This is a genomic window from Streptomyces sp. NPDC048516 (genome assembly GCF_043199875.1).
Lineage (GTDB): Bacteria > Actinomycetota > Actinomycetes > Streptomycetales > Streptomycetaceae > Streptomyces.
Genome location: NZ_JBICWS010000006.1, coordinates 145,950 through 162,706, shown reverse-complemented (window position 1 = coordinate 162,706; position 16,757 = coordinate 145,950). Strand labels below are relative to the sequence as shown.

Annotated in this window: 7 protein-coding genes, 1 tRNA gene and 2 pseudogenes; 3 read left to right on the top strand and 7 right to left on the bottom strand. The window is 69.9% G+C overall.

Annotation, left to right across the window (positions count from 1 at the left end; all coding sequences use genetic code 11):
- Positions 1-39 precede the first annotated feature (39 nt).
- Positions 40-113: transfer RNA gene (locus tag ACGFR7_RS14470), tRNA-Thr, on the top strand.
- A 46-nt stretch (positions 114-159) separates the two neighbouring features.
- Here the strand turns inward: ACGFR7_RS14470 and ACGFR7_RS14465 are convergent.
- Positions 160-429 (bottom strand): annotated as a pseudogene (locus ACGFR7_RS14465) (integrase); the annotation flags it as partial.
- Between the two features lie 681 nt (positions 430-1,110).
- On the opposite strand from ACGFR7_RS14465, the gene ACGFR7_RS14460 reads away from it, so the two are divergent.
- Positions 1,111-1,314 (top strand): hypothetical protein, encoded by a 204-nt coding sequence (locus ACGFR7_RS14460; RefSeq protein WP_393317942.1) that lies wholly within the window; start codon positions 1,111-1,113, stop codon positions 1,312-1,314.
- Between the two features lie 354 nt (positions 1,315-1,668).
- Here the strand turns inward: ACGFR7_RS14460 and ACGFR7_RS14455 are convergent, their stop codons facing one another.
- Complete coding sequence (locus ACGFR7_RS14455) at positions 1,669-1,866, bottom strand: hypothetical protein (RefSeq protein WP_393317939.1); 198 nt, start codon at positions 1,864-1,866, stop codon at positions 1,669-1,671.
- A 283-nt stretch (positions 1,867-2,149) separates the two neighbouring features.
- Between ACGFR7_RS14455 and ACGFR7_RS14450 the strand changes: the two genes are divergently transcribed.
- Complete coding sequence (locus tag ACGFR7_RS14450; RefSeq protein ID WP_393317937.1) at positions 2,150-3,172, top strand: LuxR C-terminal-related transcriptional regulator; 1,023 nt, start codon at positions 2,150-2,152, stop codon at positions 3,170-3,172.
- 388 nt (positions 3,173-3,560) lie between these two features.
- Here ACGFR7_RS14450 and ACGFR7_RS14445 read toward each other — a convergent pair.
- From ACGFR7_RS14445 to ACGFR7_RS14425, 5 genes and pseudogenes are all read right to left on the bottom strand, one after another.
- Positions 3,561-4,509, bottom strand: a pseudogene (locus ACGFR7_RS14445) (hydroxyacid dehydrogenase); the annotation flags it as partial.
- 41 nt (positions 4,510-4,550) lie between these two features.
- Positions 4,551-6,500: an FtsX-like permease family protein gene (locus ACGFR7_RS14440; RefSeq protein ID WP_393317934.1), complete on the bottom strand. Its 1,950-nt coding sequence runs from the start codon at positions 6,498-6,500 to the stop codon at positions 4,551-4,553.
- A 26-nt stretch (positions 6,501-6,526) separates the two neighbouring features.
- Positions 6,527-7,300 carry an ABC transporter ATP-binding protein gene (locus ACGFR7_RS14435; RefSeq protein ID WP_393317931.1) on the bottom strand — a complete coding sequence of 258 codons (774 nt, stop codon included), beginning with the start codon at positions 7,298-7,300 and terminating at the stop codon, positions 6,527-6,529.
- A 69-nt stretch (positions 7,301-7,369) separates the two neighbouring features.
- Positions 7,370-16,531: an amino acid adenylation domain-containing protein gene (locus ACGFR7_RS14430; RefSeq protein ID WP_393317929.1), complete on the bottom strand. Its 9,162-nt coding sequence runs from the start codon at positions 16,529-16,531 to the stop codon at positions 7,370-7,372.
- On the bottom strand, positions 16,524-16,748 hold the full coding sequence (locus tag ACGFR7_RS14425; protein ID WP_393317926.1) for an MbtH family protein: 225 nt from the start codon (positions 16,746-16,748) through the stop codon (positions 16,524-16,526). The genes ACGFR7_RS14430 and ACGFR7_RS14425 overlap by 8 nt, the downstream gene beginning before the upstream one ends.
- Between the last annotated feature and the right edge of the window lie 9 nt (positions 16,749-16,757).

The window sequence follows — 16,757 nt, the reverse complement described above, 5'->3', positions numbered from 1 at the left end:
AGCACCCCTCCGCGATGTGTAGACTGGGCCGCGCACCACGCCGCCTTAGCTCAGTTGGCCAGAGCAACGCACTCGTAATGCGTAGGTCTCGGGTTCGAATCCCGAAGGCGGCTCCGCGGAAACCCCAGGTCAGGATTCATATGACCTGGGGTTTTGTGTTCAGCGGATGCGGCGACGCCGCCGGGGGTGCTCCGTACGGGTGGCGGCGGTCTCCGTTTTGGTCTCAGATGCGGGTTCCTGCGGAGGCAGGAAGGTGTTCCCCATCCAGGTCATCGCGTCCTTCGACAGGTGCGATCGCCCCTTCACGTAGCGGCGGGTCTGGCTGATCCGGGTGTGCCGCAGAATCTCCATGATCGTGGACATGTCCACGCCGAGCTCGTTGAGGATCGTGCCAGCGGTTTGGCGGCTCCCGTCGTACAGCCGACGGTCGCCGTCGAAGTGGTCGAGCCCCAGGGGGTCTTCAGTTCTCGGTAGTCGTGCTCGATCCGCCAGCGGGACTTCGAGGCCGGACGAGGTCTTTGGCGGGGATTTCGGCAGGCAGGTTCGAGATCCCGTGCTTCAGGCTCCGCCTCACCTTCGGGCCACTGGGCGATCGACCAGACCAGGGGGATCGTGCGTCCGCGGAGGGCTTGGGCCGCCGTCCCGCCAGACGGACGCGCAATGGTAGGAAGTGCGAGCTCATCGCGGCTTTGGAGCTCCTGTGCCAGGTGAGGGTCCGGCCCTGGTGGCGGCCGGTGGACATCACGTGTTCGCGCAACGAGAGCGGGCGAGTGCGGTAGCGGGGCAGTGGCCCGGGACGAGCCCGCCGCAGGCAGGCATCCCGATCCTCCCTACGTTTTTCCCTGGGAAAGGCTCTCCGGCGACCTGTATGGGCCGAGTCAGCTGCCTTGTGGTTCGGCAGGGCGGCCGGATGGTGGACCGCTGGGCCACCCGTCCCAGCGGCATGCGCCAGGAGATCGTCGACAGTGCCGGCATCAATCCGGGCGTCCTGCCGCCGTAGCCCCAATCAAGGCCATCGGTCCCTGGCGGGGAGGTCGGGGCCTTCCTCGGCATCGTCGTCAGCAGGTGTATTCGCATCGGTGGGCGAGAGGTCACCGCCAAGGTGGTCTTGTGCACCGTGTTGAGGACCGCCACCCCATCTGCCGGTCCGCGGACAACGCCGTCAAGCGCCATCAAGGCCCGCATGCGGCGGGGCCGAAGCCGAAGAGCTGCGCTCAGCTCGCCGACTTCGTCCCGCCGTATGTGGCCAAGGCGTGGGGTGATCTACGAATCCCCCGGCAGACGCCGTCCGCTTCGGCCACGACCACCACCTGAAGGCCGGCCACTGACCGAACCCGCCATCCGGTCACACTGCCCGCTGCTCAACGAGGCCCAGGGTGGTCGAGGAATCTGCCCGAGCCACTGTCGGCCGCCGTCGAGCCCGGGGTGTGGTGAACGACTCCAAGGGTGGCCCTGCCTTGCTCCTTCCGCTTCGACGCGGCCCGGTGCAGGAAGCCGGCCGGTGGCTGCCGGTCGTCGACGCCCCGATCCGGACGACGGTACTTCGGAGGTCGGCACGTCCCCCTCGGGCACATCGAGCGATGGACGTGATCCTGTTCCGGTCCCACGTCGGTGACGGTGCTTGGGCATCCGCCATCCCTGAATGGTGTTCCCCTGTCGGATCCAGTCTCAGTTGCCCCAGGTATTCTCGTCGGCGACGGGTGTGGCGGCTAACGATGCCTTGCCCCAGGTGTTGTCCGCCCGAACGCCGGCCGACGAACCGTCATGTGCGTAGGTCGCTGTGAAGACGCTCGTTCCGGCGGTCGAGATTCCGACGATTGCGGCACTCCGGTGGGCGGCGGTGGACGTGACGATGAACTCGTACATGGTGAAGCCTCCAAGAGGGTCATGGTTGCGGCGAGTTGAGGGATCGAGGCGCGTTCCCAGCCGTCACTCGAGTTTTCATGCTTAGCACTGGACACTTCAGCAGCACTGGGTGTCAGGGTCCTGCGGTGGCACGACGTTGCCAGTGTGTTCCGACTGCAACTAGTTCATCGGACAACGTCCAGTTTCGCGTTGTCCTCGCCCATTCGAGGGGGGACAATCACGATGGACTCAGGGGGAGTCTGACCAGGAATTGCGTGTTTCTGGGGCAGTAGGGGGAGGGTGCATGCTCGAGGAGCTGGGGCTTGATTGCGACGAGGAGTTGGTCTATCGAATGATGCTCGGAAGGCCCAGGATCTCGGTCAAGGAGCTCACCGCCGAACTGGGTTGGCCCATCGATCGGATGGCTGCGGTCGTAAAGGACCTGAAGCGGATGGAACTCATCCGGCCCTCCGCTGAAGATCCACGCCAGATGCGGCTGGTCAATCCGGAACTGGGGCTGGAGGCTCTGTTGTTGCGCCAGGAGCGCGAGCTGCTGGAGCGTCAGGAAGCGATGGCGGCCACTCGGCTGTCGATCACTCGCATTCTGGCCGAGTACGGAGAAGACGACTCCGGCTCCGAGCCGCCCGGAGTGCGGCAGTTCATGGGCATGGATGCCATCGGCTCGCAGATCGAGCGCTATGGCCATAGCTGCACCAGCGAGGTTGCGGTGTTCGCCCCGCGCGGCGCTCAAACCGAGGAAGCGCTGGAGGCGGCTCGGCCCCTGGATCGGGCAGCTCTCTCGCGAGGGGTCCGATTACGCTATGTCTACCTGGAGAGCTTGCGGAACGACCCTCCCACTCTGTCGTACGCCCAGTGGCTGAACGAGAGCGGCGGCCAGGTGCGCACGATGCCTCAGCTCCCGCTCAGAATGATCATCTATGACGGCCGGACGGCCATCGTGCCGATCGACCCGGAGGCGGCGGCCAAGGGGGTGCTGATCCTCAACGGCACCGGAGTGGTGATCGCCTTGTGCACCCTCTTCGACCAGATTTGGCAGCAGGCGCAGCCGTTGGGCGGCCACACCAGACGCCCCTGCTCGGACGGCGACGGCCTCACCAGTCAGGAACGGGCCGTCCTGGAGCTGCTCGTGGCCGGGCACACGGACGAGGTGGTGGCGCGCAAGCTTGGGATCTCCGTGCGGACCGGGCGCCGGATCACTGCGGAGTTGATGAGGCGGCTGCAGGCCCGCAGCCGCTTCCAGGCGGGAGCGGTAGCGACGGCCCGGGGGTGGCTGACGCCGACGGCGGAACCGTCCGTCGGTTTGTAGGTTCCCCTTGTAGGTTCCCCAGCGATCGCGGGCGTTCTCATGGGTAACGCAGAAGGCTGTGCTCGGCAGGGTTACCGTCGGGGGTCGGCGGTCGTGATCAGGCGCTGGGTGCGCGGGTGTGAATAGGGCGACAGCCTGCGCAGCGTGGTGGAGGCCGCTGCCGCGCTGTCGGCACGGCACCACTGCCTCCGCCACCGGGGCCGTCCGCGCCCCGCTCCCGCACCGTCTTCAGCAGCCGCTCGAACTGCCTCATCCGCGGTCCGGCGGTCGTCCCTCGCCTCCCCGAACGGATCAGCCCACAACACTCGGGCCCACCCACAGAAAGTGCTCAGTCGGCAGGGCCCTGCGACAGCCTCCAGGCGGCCCCCGAGGAACGACCGACCACCGAACTGACCGCATCCGACACCGGCTCACCCGCGAAGAGGAGCCGCACGGAAGCGGCCGCCCCCGTGCCCGCCTTTTCCTGTGCCTCGTGCGTACTGGCGCCGAGGTGCGGAGTGACAACAACACGGTCGAGCCCGAACAACGGGGGTCGACGCGGGGTTCGACCGCGAACACATCGAGTCCCGCACTGGCTACCCGGCCCTCCCGCGGGAAGGAGTAGAGCGCGTCCTCGTTGACGATGCCACCCCGGGCCGCGTTGACGATGCGCACTCCGGCTTTCATCTGGGCGAACTCCCTGGTACCAATCAGGCCCAGCGTCTCAGAGGTCCTCGGCAGGTGCACAGTGATGAAGTCGGCACACTCCAACAGCTGGTCCAGGGAGACCGGCTCTGCGCTGGCGCGGGCCGCGTCCGCGGCACCGACATACGGGTCGTAGGCGACCACCCGCATGTCGAAAGCGGCCACCCGGCGGGCGACAAGTGCTCCGATCCTGCCCAGGCCCACCACCCCCAGGACCTTGCCGGACAGTTCCACCCCGGTGAAGCGGCCCCGCTGCCACTGCCCGGAGCGCAGCGAGGCGTCCGCCGCAGGAACATTCCGGGCCACTGCCAGGAGCAGTGCCGTGGTGTGCTCGGCCGCGCTTACGGCATTGGACGCCGGGGCGTTGACGACGAGAACCGAAGCCGCGGTGGCCGCGTCCACATCGACGTTGTCCAGCCCGATGCCGGCCCGGGCGATCACTTTGAGTCGTTTACCTGCAGCCATGGCTTCGGCGTCCATGAGGGTGGCGCTCCGGATCAGGATCGCGTCGGCCTCGGCGAGCGCGGCCAGGAGCGCGGGCCGGTCGTGCCGTCGCAGCGGTGGATCTCGACATCCGCACCCAGGGCCTCGACGGTGGACGGGGAGAGCGGTTCGGCCAGCAGTACAACGGGGCGCGCCGGTTCGGTGGTCATGGTCGTCCTCTTCTCGAAGAAAGCGAAGCGCAGGGCCGGCACTACTGCCTGGTGCCGGCCAGGTCCAGGGCGCGGGCCCGCAGGGCGAGCCGGGCCGGCAGCAGGCTGGCGGCCAGCGCAAGGGCGAGTCCGGTGGCGGCGCTTGCGGCGATGGCGGACCAGGGGAGCCGGAAGGACAGGGTGGCCCCGCCGTCCAGCAACCGGTGGTTGATGAGCGTCATCGTGGTGAACTGGGTCCCGGCGGTGACCAGCAGGGCCAGTGCGGTTGCGGTGGCCGCGGTCAGCAGGGCCTCGACGCCGACCATGGAGAGCACTTGGCGGTCGTTTCCTCCGGTCAGCCGCAGGGTGGCGAAGTCCCGCAGCCGGTCGCCCGTGGACATCATCATGGTGTTGACGATGGCGATCAGGGCGTAGAGCACGGCCGGCCCGAGGATGGCGAGCACGGAGATCCAGTCGTAGCGGGCCCGGGGGTCGTTGCCTGCGGACCCCCACTCGGCGGTCGGGGTGACGGTCGCCCGGTCGGCGGCCGGGAGCACGGGGGCAGGCGCGCCGGGCTGCGTGGTCACGTAGACGGTGGGGCGGACCGGGGCGGTGAGGTGGGTGGCCACGGTGCTGTAGGGCAGCAGGACTTCGGACAGACTCAGCGGGGGTTTGAAGACCGCCACCAGACGCAGGGTGACCGTCGTTCCGTCCGCGAGTCCGGTGGACAGCTTGTCGCCGGTCCGCCAGCCGTTGGACTTGGCCAGGTCGGCGGAGACGGCGATGGCCTGGCCCTTGAGCTCCGCGAGCGAACCGGCTTCGGTCGGCACCTTCCAGGTCTTCGTCAGATCGCCGTCGACGACGGTTGCGGATGTCGTGGCCGCGTCCTGGGCACCGCCGGATGCGGTACCACCGCCCAGATCGGACACCATGGTGGACGTGAGGGCCGTGGTGCTGACGCCGGGTAGCCCCCGTACATGACGCAGGGTCTCGGGCGAAAGGCCAGAGGAGCCCACTGGCTCCACCACGTACTGGGCACTCAGCGCGGCCCGGGTCTGGGCCTGTCTGGCGTCGCCGAAGGCAGCGGTGGAGCCGACCACACTTCCGGTAAGCCCGACCACCAGGAACAAGGGAGTGGCGGTGGAGACGGTCCGGCGCACCGCGGTCAGGGCGTTCTGCCGGGCCAGCAGGCCCACCGCGCCGGAGGCCAGCGGCACGGGAAGGGTCAGCAGCCGTACCAACGGGGGGACGAGCAGGGGGGCGAAGAGTGCGACGGCAAGAATGGTGAGGATGTCGATGAGCAGCGACCAGACGGGCATGTTGTGCGGGTCACGGAGCTGGGGGTCGCGCTGCAGCGCAGTCGGCATGGTGGCGAAGAGGGCCAGGATCGTGGCGAAGACGGCGAGATAGCCGAGGGCCCATAACCAGCGGCCCAGCGTCATGACCTTCTGGTCCACCACGGCATCGCTCAGTGCTTCGACGGGGCGTACCCGCCCTGCCCGGCGGGCCGCGGCGTAGGCACCCAGCAGAGCCACTGCCACGCCGATGCCGGCGGCGATCAGCAGCGGGTCCGGCGTCGGGTGGATACCGAAGCCCTGAGGAGCCACACCGCGCGAGACCAACCACCGTGCGATGAAGGGGGCGATTGCCAGCCCCAGCAGCGCGCCGCAGACGGCGGCGACGACAGATACGACCAGCGCCTCGCCCAGAACCAGCAGCCTGACCTGCCGGGGAGTGGCGCCGACGGCCCGCAGCACGGCCGTCTCGCGGCGCCGGCCGGCCACGGCGAAGGCAAAGGTGGAGGCGACGACAAAGACCGAGACGAAGCCTGACATTCCTGCCATGAAGGACAGTAGCTTCTTCAGCGAGGGTGCCGTCGGGTCGGCGTTGTCGATGTCCATGGTCGTGCCGACCAGCAGGCCGGAGGCGGAAATCAGGGCGACGCCCAGGGCGAGGGCGATGAAAGAGCCGATGAACCCGAGCCACCGTTTGCGCAGAGTGGCGACGGCCACGGGCAGGAGAGTGACGAGCGCGCCCATTACGCCGCACCGCCCATCTGCGACGCCGCCCGCGAGGTGTCGGCCTCCAGCCGGGTCATGCGTTCGGCGATCAGCTGGGCGCCGGGCCGGGTCATTTCGTCCATGAGACGCCCGTCGGCGAGGAAGACGACCCGGTCCGCGTAGGAGGCGGCCACCGGGTCGTGGGTGACCATGATGGTGGTCTGGCCCTGCTCGTCGGCCAGATTGCGTAACAGCTCCAGTACGTTCCGGCTGCTGCTGCTGTCCAGAGCGCCGGTGGGTTCGTCGGCGAAGAGCACCTGCGGCTGAGTGATCAGGGCACGGGCGATGGCCACCCGCTGCTGTTGACCGCCGGACATCTGTGAGGGCAGGTGCCCGCCGCGCTCGCCCAGTCCCACCTGGGCGAGCGCGGTCCGGACCGCGGCGGAGTCCGGCCGGTTACCGGCCAGCCTCAGCGGCAGCCCCACGTTCTGCTCGGCCGTCAGTGAACCGAGCAGGTTGAAGGACTGGAAGATGAAACCGATGCGGTTGCGGCGCAGTTCGGTCAGCGCTCTCTCGCTCAGGGGGCCCAGCTCGACACCGTCCACGATCACCTTCCCGGCGTCCGGGCGGTCGAGTCCGGCCGCACACTGCAGCAGGGTGCTCTTGCCCGAGCCGGAGGGCCCCATGATCGCGGTGAAGGTGGTGCGATCGAAGTCGATGGAGACGCCGTCGAGCGCGCGCACCGCTGCCGACGAGCCGGACGCGTAGGACTTGGTGACCTGTTCGAGCCGAATTGCTTGATCGTTTTGCATGGGTCAACGCCTATCGAATGGTGTGGTGTGGTGCGGAGCGGAGCGAGGCTGACCGATGCACGACATGACTCAGTACCCTCCCCACTCGGCCAGCAGCTCCTGCTGGCCCTCGTCCGCCGAGAGCAGATCGAGCTGATCGACCGGGATCTCCGGATCGTCGGTCAGAGCCTCCAGTATCCGGACCATGTGGTCCAAGAGCCGCTGTGCCTCGAACTGTTCGTACACATCCGGCCGGTACCCCAGGTGCAGGCCCAGCGTGGATGCGTCCAGACCGGGTACGGCCTGCATGCCCAGCGGATAGTGGTTGGCGTCCTCGCTGTCGCCGCCGGTCAGTCGCAGGCCGTCGAGCGTGCCGAGCAGGGTGCCGGCGTCCAGCGGCGTGTTCTTCACCACCGTCGTGGTGTCGAAGAGCGCGCCTCCCCCGGCCAGTTGCTGAAGGTCGCTCAGGCCGACATGGTGATGGGCCATCAGGCGCGATTGCTCCTCCTGGAGCCGCTGCAGCAGTGCCAGCAGCGACTCGTCACCGCACAGCCGGACGCGCACCGGCAGGGTGTTGATGAACATGCCGACCATCCGTTCGATGCCGGGAAGTTCCGCCGGCCGGCCGGATACCGTGGCGCCGAAGACCACGTCGTCCCTGCCGGTCAGCCGGGACAGCAGCACGCCCCAGGCGGCCTGGACGGCCGTGTTGAGTGTGATTCCGTGCTGCCGCAGCCGGTCTCCCAGGCGCGCGGTGAACTCTGCCGGCAGTTCGGTTCGCACCGACTCCTGGGCCACCGGGGCGCCTGGTGCGGCCTGCGGCCCCACCAGGGTGGGTGCCGCCAGGCCCGCCAGCGCCGACGCCCATGCGCGCAGCGCCTCCTCCCGGTCCTGTCCGGCCAGCCAGGTCAGATACGAGCGCAGTGGGGGCGGTGCCGGCAGTGAGGCATCACCGCCCTGGGCGTAGAGCGCGAACAACTCCTCCAGGAGGACCGGAACCGACCAGCCGTCCCACAGGATGTGGTGTCCCGTCAGAATGAGCCGGAACCGGCCGCCCGGCAGTGAGACCAGCAGCAGTCGGAGCAGCGGCGGGCGCGTCAGATCGAACACGCGCAGCCGCTGCTCGTCGGCGAGCCGGGCCACCGTGACCGGCAGGTCCGGTCCCGGTTCCGCAGAGAGGTCCACGTGCAGCCAGGGAAGCTCCACCGTCCGGTGCACCACCTGCACCGGACGTTCCGCCACGTCGTGCCGGAACGCGACCCGCAGGGCGGGGTGACGGTCCAGCAGACGCTCGCCGGCAGCGCGCAGGACGTCGGGGTCCAGCTCGCCTTCCAGGTCGAGCGCGATCTGCGTGGTGTAGACGTCCACTTCGTCACCGGTCAGCAACGCGTGGAAGAGGAAGCCTTCCTGGAGGGGGGTCAGCGGAAGAACGTCCGTCAGCTCCGGTTCCATCTCCAGCAGTAGCCGAGTCTCCTCCTGCAGGCCCGGGAAGGGGCCGTCTTGGGCGGTCGCAGCGCCGACCTCGGTCGCCTCGGCGACCGCTGCGAGAGCCGCCACGGTACGGTGCCGGAAGACCTCCCGGACGGTGAAGGCAAGCCCTGCCTCGCGTGCCCGGGAGACCAGTTGGATCGCCATGATGCTGTCGCCGCCGAGGTCGAAGAAGGAGTCGTCGGCACTCGCCCGCTCCACTCCGAGCACCTGCGCGAACAGGCCGCACACGACCTGCTCGTGGGCGGTCATGGCCGCCCGGCCTGTTTCCGTACCGCCGAAGCCGGGCGCGGGCAGTGCTTTGCGGTCCACCTTGCCGTTGGCCGTCAGGGGGAGCACATCCAGCGTGACGAACGCCGACGGAATCATGTGGTCGGGCAGCGAATCCGCGAGGAAGGGCCGCAGTGCCGTCCCCTCCGCCGTACCCACGACATAGGCCACCAGCCGTCTGGGCCCGGGCCGGTCGTCCCTGACCATGACCACCGCCTGGTCGACCTCCGGGTGCGCGGTCAGGGCCGCTTCGACTTCCCCGGGCTCGATGCGGAAGCCGCGGACCTTCACCTGCTGGTCGGTACGGCCCAGGTACTGGAGGTTGCCGTCGGGCTGCCAGCGCGCCAGGTCTCCCGTGCGGTACATCCGGGAGCCGGGCTCGCCGAAGGGGTTGGCGACGAAGCGGTCCGCCGACAGGTCGGGCCGGTTCAGGTAGCCGCGGGCCAGGCCGGCACCGGCCAGGTACAGCTCTCCCGCCACACCGGCCGGCACCGGCTGCAGATGGGAGTCCAGGACGTACAGGCGGGTGTTGGCGATCGGCCGGCCGATGGGGGCCACCACCGCGCCCGACAACGGGGCGCTCATGCTCGCGCACACCGTGGACTCCGTCGGCCCGTAGGCGTTGACCATCCGCCGCCCCCGGGACCAGGTGTCGACCAGATCCGGCGCAGTGGCCTCGCCTGCCACCACCAGGGTGGTGCCGGGCGGCAGGCTGCCCTCGGGCATCACGGGCAGCGCCGACGGCGGCAGGGTCAGGTGTGTGACGCGGTGCTCGGCGATCAGTGCGGCCAGCGACGGGCCGGGCAGCAGCAGATCGGCGTCCGCCAGGATCGCGCAGGAGCCGGTCAGCAGTGCCATGCACAGTTCCCATACCGCCGCATCGAAGCTCGGCGAGGCGAAGAGCAGCACCCGGCTGCCGGGCACCACACCCAGCCCTTCGACCTGCCCGGCGACCATGCTGGAGATCCCGGTGTGGGTGACCACGACGCCCTTGGGGCGTCCGGTCGAGCCGGAGGTGTAGATGACATAGGCCGGGTGAGCGGCTCGCCGGGGCGCGGCACACTCGGCGTCCGCGAGGTCGGTTCCCGCGAAGCAGGAGGTGTCGGTACGGTCCACCAGCACCCGGGGTGCGACCGTGTCCGGCAGCGGCCCCGCCGCGACCGCGCTGTGGGTGACGACGAGCACAGGGTCCGCGTCGGCCAGCATGTAGGCGAGCCGGTCGGACGGGTAGCCGGGGTCAAGCGGCACGAAGGCGGCACCGGTCTTGATGACGGCCAGCTGGGCCACTATGAGGTCCACCGAGCGCTCCAGCGCGACGGCCACGAACCGCTCGGGTGCTGCGCCGTGCTCGGCCAGCAGCCGGGCCAGTCGGTTGGCGCGGACGTTGAGCTCCTGGTACGTCAGCGTCGTGCTGCCGTGCACCAGAGCCGGTGCGTGTGGGGTGGCCGCGACCTGGGTCTCGAAGAGGCCCGCAAGCGTCGCCTGCGGGGATGCCGACGGCACACCACTGGCGTTCCAAGAGGTGAGCAGTTGCTCGCGTTCGGCACTCGGGAGAAGGTCGAGCCGGCCGACCGGTGCGCCGGGCCGGTCCACGACTGCCGTCAGGACGGTCAGCAGTCGGTCGGCGACGGCGCGTGCCTGCTCCCGGTCGAGCAGGTCGGGCTGGTAGTCGAGCCGGAAGTCCAGCCCGTCACCGGGCTGCGCGACCAGGCCAAGGGTGTAGTGGACGGCGTCGTGCCCCCGCAGCCCGGCCAGGCGGACACCCGTGCCGGCCGTGGAGCGGCCCAGGGCGTCCAGATCGAGCGGGTAGTTCTCGAAGACCATCGCGGTGTCGAACAGCTCGCCGACACCAGCCAGTTGCTGGAGTTCGGAGAGACCCAGGTGCTGGTGACCGAGCAGGGCAGACTGCTCACTCTGTATCCGGGCGAACAACCCGGCGGGCGTTTCGCCGGCGCGCAGCCGCACGCGCACGGGCAGGGTGTTGATGAACAGCCCCACCATCTCCTCGATACCCGCGAGCTCCGGGGGACGACCGGAGACGGTGGCGCCGAAGACCACGTCGTCCTTGCCGGTCAGCCGGGCCAGCACCAGTGCCCAGGCGCCCTGGAGCACGGTGTTCATGGTCAGCCCGGCTGACCTGGCCCATTCCGCCAGCGCGGCCGTTGTCGGCGCGGGCAGGCCGAACTCCAGCTTTCCGGGCATCAGGGGGGTTCGGCCGGACGCACCCTCACGGACCCGGGTGGGCTCCTCCAGCCCCGCCAGTGCCTCGGCCCATGCGCTGCGCGCCGCCTCCCGGTCGGCGTCGGCCAAGTGCTCCAGGAAGTCCCGGTAGGGGCGGACGCTGGGCAGTGCGCCGGCCTCGGCGCCCGCCGCATAGAGCGTGAGCAGTTCCCGGATCACGATCGGCGTGGACCAGCCGTCCAGCAGCAGATGGTGGTTGGTGAGCACCAGCCGGTGGCGGTCGGCCGCCAGACGCAGCAGGGTGCAGCGCAGCAGCGGCGCGCGGTCGAGCGCGAAGCCGCGGGTGCGTTCGGCAGCGGCGAGCGCCTCGGCCCGCTCTTCGAGGGCGTCGCCCTCCAGGCCGGCCAGATCGGTTTCCGTCCAGGGGAGCCCGGCGTGGGCGGGGATCACCTGTACCGGGCGGGTCAGTCCGGTGTGGTGGAACTCTGCACGCAGGCCCGGGTGCCGGTCCAGCAGGCTCTGGGCGGCGGAGCGCAGCACGGCCGGGTCCAGCGGGCCTTCCAGATCGAGCTGGACCTGAGCGGTGTAGACGTCCGCCGTCCGCCCGTCATGGAGGCCGTGGAAGAACAGGCCCTGCTGGAGGGGGGAGAGCGGCAGGATGTCGGCGAGATCGGGCCTGCGCCCCTCCAACAGCTCGACCTCCTGCTGAGTGAGCGCGGCCAGGGCGACGTCCGTGGGCGTGCGGCCACCCGCACCGGGCCGGGAGCCGTGGGCGGCGATGGTGCGCAGTGCCGTGAACCAGGCGGCGGCGAGACCTTCGACGTCCACCGCATCGAGAAGGCCGTTCGCCCACGTCCAGCTCGCCACGAGTTCGGGACCGTTCGGGCCGTCCTGGGTCAGGGCGTTGAGTTCCAGCGTGTGGCCGAGCGGCATGCAGGGGCCCCCGCCGGGGATACCGCCTTCGACCCGGGGGACGACCGTCCAGTCGGCGTCCTGACCGGACGGTGCTGCGAAGCGACCCAGATAGTTGAAGCCGATCTGCGGGCCCGTGAGTCCGGCGAGTCGGGTGGCCGTCTCCGCTTGGAGGTGGCGCAGCAGCCCGTAGCCGATGCCTTTGCCGGGCACGGCTCGCAACTGCTCCTTGACGTGCTTGAGGGCGCTGCCCACCGCCACCCCGTCGGAGATGTCGTGGTGGCCCGGGTCCAGCCGGACCGGGTGCATGCTGGTGAACCAGCCGACCGTACGGGACAGGTCGCTGCCCGGCACGGCCTCCTCTTCACGGCCGTGGCCCTCCAGGTCGACCAGTACCGGTCCGCCTCGCCAGTGTCCGTACGCGAGCGCGAAGGCGGTCAGCAGCACGTCGTTGACCTCGGCATGGAAGGCCGTGGGCACCGTGGTCAGCAGTGCCTCGGTCACCTCGGCCGGCAACCGCAGGGTCAGCTGCCCGGCCGTCCCGACCACATCGCGGGCCGGGTCGAGGGGACGTGAGCCGAGCAGCGGCTCCGCCTTGTTCAGAACTCCCTGCCAGTAGGGGAGTTCGCCGACGCGTTCCGCCGCGGCCTCGGGCAGGTGCCGGGCCCATGTGCGCAGTGAGGTGCCCACGGGATCGAGGCGGGGTGTACGGCCCACCGCAACGGCTCTCCAGGCCTGGGCCAGGTCGGGCGCCAGCACGCGCCAGGAGACACCGTCGATCAGCAAGTGATGGATGACGAGCAGCAGCCGGCCGGACAGGTCCGGCCCGCGGTCGCACCACACGGCTTGCAGCACGACCCCGTCACGTGGCGCCAGCCGGCCGAGCGCCGCCCGGCCCTCCTCGCCCACGAGCACGTCGAGTTCCGCCTCGTCCAGACCGGTCGCATCGACGCGGCGCACGAGCGACTCGGCATCCGTGGAACCTGCCGGACCGATGTGCAGGGCGTCGTCGACAAGCCGGCCGCGCAAGGCGTCGTGGTGATCGAGCAGCGTCTGGAGCGCCGCCGTCAGGTGCTTCCCGGTCAGCGCGCCCGGTACCTGCAGCGCCATCGACTGGTTGTAACCGTCGACCGGACCGCCGCACTCCAAGGCCCAGCGCATGAGGGGGGTCAGCGGCAGGCTGCCGGTGCCCGCGTCCGCGGGCTCCGCGGAACGTCGTCCGCCCGACCCGACGTCGGTCGCGGTCCCGGCCAGCGCAGCCGGAGTCCTGAGCCGGAAGACGTCGCGTGGGCTGATGCCCAGGCCCGCCCGGCGTGCCGCCGAAACGAGCTGGATGGACATGATGCTGTCGCCGCCCAGGTCGAAGAAGGAGTCCTCCACTCCGACCTCCCCGGCACCCAGCACCTCGGTGAACAGGCGGCACAGTGTGCTCTCGCGCCCGGTGCGGGCGGTGCGCCCGGTGGCGGCGGAGCCCGTGAACTCCGGCGCCGGCAGCGCCTTGGTGTCCAGCTTTCCGTTGGCGGTCAGCGGCAGCGCGTCGAGGGTGACGAAGCCCGACGGCACCATGTGGCCGGGCAGTTCCGCAGCAAGGCCGGCACGCAGCACGCCTGCGTCCGGGCCTGCGCCGGGCGCCGGAACGACGTAGGCGATCAGACGCTTGTCGCCCGGGCGGTCTTCGCGGACGACGACTGCGCCGTCCGCCACGCCGGACTGGTCCAGCAACGAGGCCTCGATCTCACCCAGTTCGATGCGGAATCCTCGGATCTTCACCTGGTGGTCGGCGCGTCCCAGGTATTCCAGGCCGCCTTCGGGCAGCCACCGCGCAAGGTCACCGGTCCGGTACATACGGCTGCCCGGTTCGCCGAAGGGGGCCGCGACGAAGCGGTCCGCCGACAGGTCGGGACGGCCCAGGTATCCGCGGGCGAGCCCGGCACCTGCGACGTACATCTCGCCCTGCTCGCCCACCGGGACGGGCTGCAGGCTCGCGTCGAGGACGTAGATCTTCAGGTCGGGGAGGGGGTGGCCGACGAGGCTGCGGGTCTGTCCGGCGAGCACGGAGGGGGGCAGAGCGATATGGCTGACGTGCACGGTGGTCTCGGTGATGCCGTACATGTTCACCAGCACGGCGTCCGGATGGCGCTCGTACCAGTGCGTCAGCCGGGCGAGGTCGAGTGCCTCGCCGCCGAAGACGACGCGGCGCAGCGCGAGTCGGCCGGCCGGCGCCTGTTCGTCCGCCCGCAGCAACTGGTAGAAGGCCGACGGCGTCTGGTTGAGGACTGTGACCTTCTCCCGGGCCAGCAGGGCGAGGAAGTCCTCAGGCGAACGGCTGACCGTGTGCGGCACCACGACCAGCCGTCCGCCGTGTATCAGTGGCCCCCACAGCTCCCATACCGAGAAATCGAACGCGTAGGAGTGGAACAGCGTCCACACGTCGTCGGGCCCGAAGCCGAACCAGGGCTCCGTGGTGGTGAACAGGCGCACCACATTGCGGTGCGGGACAGTGACGCCCTTGGGGCGGCCGGTGGAACCGGAGGTGTAGATGACGTACGCGGGGTGGTCCGGAGACAGCGGCGCGATGCGGTCGGAGTCGGCAAGGGTGTCCGGGGCGGCGTCCGCGAGTTCGGCGACGGTCCGCCGGGCGTCGAGGACGAGGACGGGGACATCGGTGGCCGGGATCGTGGCAGCGGTCGCGCTGGTGGTGACGACGAGCTCGGGCCGGGCGTCCGCCAGCATGTAGGCGAGCCGGTCGGCCGGGTAGTGCGGGTCGAGGGGGACGTATGCGGCACCCGCCTTGACGGTCGCGAGCAAGGCGACGACCAGGTCGTTCGACCGTTCCAGCGCCACGGCCACACAGCGCTCGGGACCGGCGCCACGGGTGGCCAGGAGCCGGGCAAGGCGGTTGGCGCGTGCCTCCAGCTCGGCATAGGTCAGTATCTCGGTGCCGTCGGTCAGGGCGACCGCATCGGGGCGCAGGGACGCCTGCTCCTCGAAGCGGGCGGCAAGGGTGCGCACATCGGCGCAGGCGCCGGCGCCGGGGGCGTCGCGGTCGCCCACGAGCGCTCGTCGCTCCCCGGCCGACAGCAATTCCAGACGGCCGACGGGTTGCTCCAGGTCGTCCAGCGCACCGGCGACGAAGCGCAGGAACCGGTCCTGGTGCGCGGCGACGGCGTCGAGGTCGCATTGTTCGGGTGCGGCGTCGAAGGTGATGCGCAGGCCCTGTTCCTCACCAAGGTCGTAGACGCCGATGGACAGGTCGTCCACGGGCCCGTTGCTGAGGTTGTGCTGCAAGGTGAAGTGGCCGCAGAACCGCAGTCCGGGGTCGAAGGACATGATGTTGACCATCGGCGCGGCGATCCGCCGTGCGGTGCCGTCGGGGCCCAGGTCGCGGCAGAGGTCCTCGTAGCGCGGTAGCTGGTGTTTGAGCGCCCCGCGCACCTCCCGGACGACCGAGGCGATGAGGTCGCCGAGCCCGGTGCCCGGGCGTACGCGGATACGCAGCGGTAGGATGTTGGAGGACATGCTGGGTGTACGGCGGGACGAGGGCGTGGGGCGGCCGGTCACGGGCAGGCCGAGCACCAGCTCGTCATGTCCGGTCGCCCGGTGCAGATAAGCCGCGATCAGCGCGATGAGCACCATGGACCAGCGGGTGCGGGCCCCGCGTGCGGCCGTCCGCAGCCGGTCGGCGTCGGCCGCGGGCAGCATGACGCTGCGCCGGATGAACACCTCGCCGTCCGGATCGGGTGCCACCGGACGGGGGAGTTCGGCCAGCCGGGGGGATGCGGGCAGTCCGGCCAGATGCTCCGCCCAGTAGGCCCTGTCGGCTGCGGCAGCCTGCGACGTCCGGTAGTCCGTGTCCTCGGTGATCACCTCGGACAGGGTCCCGAAGGGATTCGGCCCTGCGGAGGGTCCGGCCGCCGATTGCTCGTACAGCTCGGAGATCCGGGAATCCAGCAGGGCGAGGCCGAATCCGTCGATAACGATGTGGTGGTAGCGCTGGTAGTAGAAGAAGTGGTCGTCGGCCAGCTTGAGCAGAGCGAAGTGGCTCAGTCCCCCTGCGGTCAGGTCCATCGGGGCCCGCAGGTCCGAGGCCATCCAGGCGCGAGCCTCGGCCGTGGGGTCGCTCGCGCCCGAGACGTCGATGAACTCCAATGCACGGGTTCCGGGCTCGGAGTCGAGGATCTGCCACAGGCCTTCCTCATCACGATCGATACAGCTGATGCGCAGCACGTCGGTCTCGCGCGCGAGCTGATACCAGGCGGCGGCCATCTGCTCCGGGTCGACGGGGCCGAGGATCTCCTTGTACTCGCCGATGTTGTAGCGGCGGCCCGTGGGGTCCAGGTCGTGGGCGAACCAGATACCGGCCTGGGCCGCCGACAGAGGCAGCCGGGTGCTCTCAGACATTGCTCTGTGCCTCCGTCGCCTCACGCAAGCTGCGCGGCCGCATGTCCGTCCAATGGCTGTTGATGAACTCCACGCACTCGGGGCGCGTACTCTCCTCCAGGACCACGGTCCAGCCCTTGGGCACCTCGGCGAACGCGGGCCAGAGAGAGTACTGATCCTCAGCGTTGACCAGGACGAGGAAGGTGCCCTCCTGGTCGTCGAAGGGGTTGTTCGCCATGGGTGGACT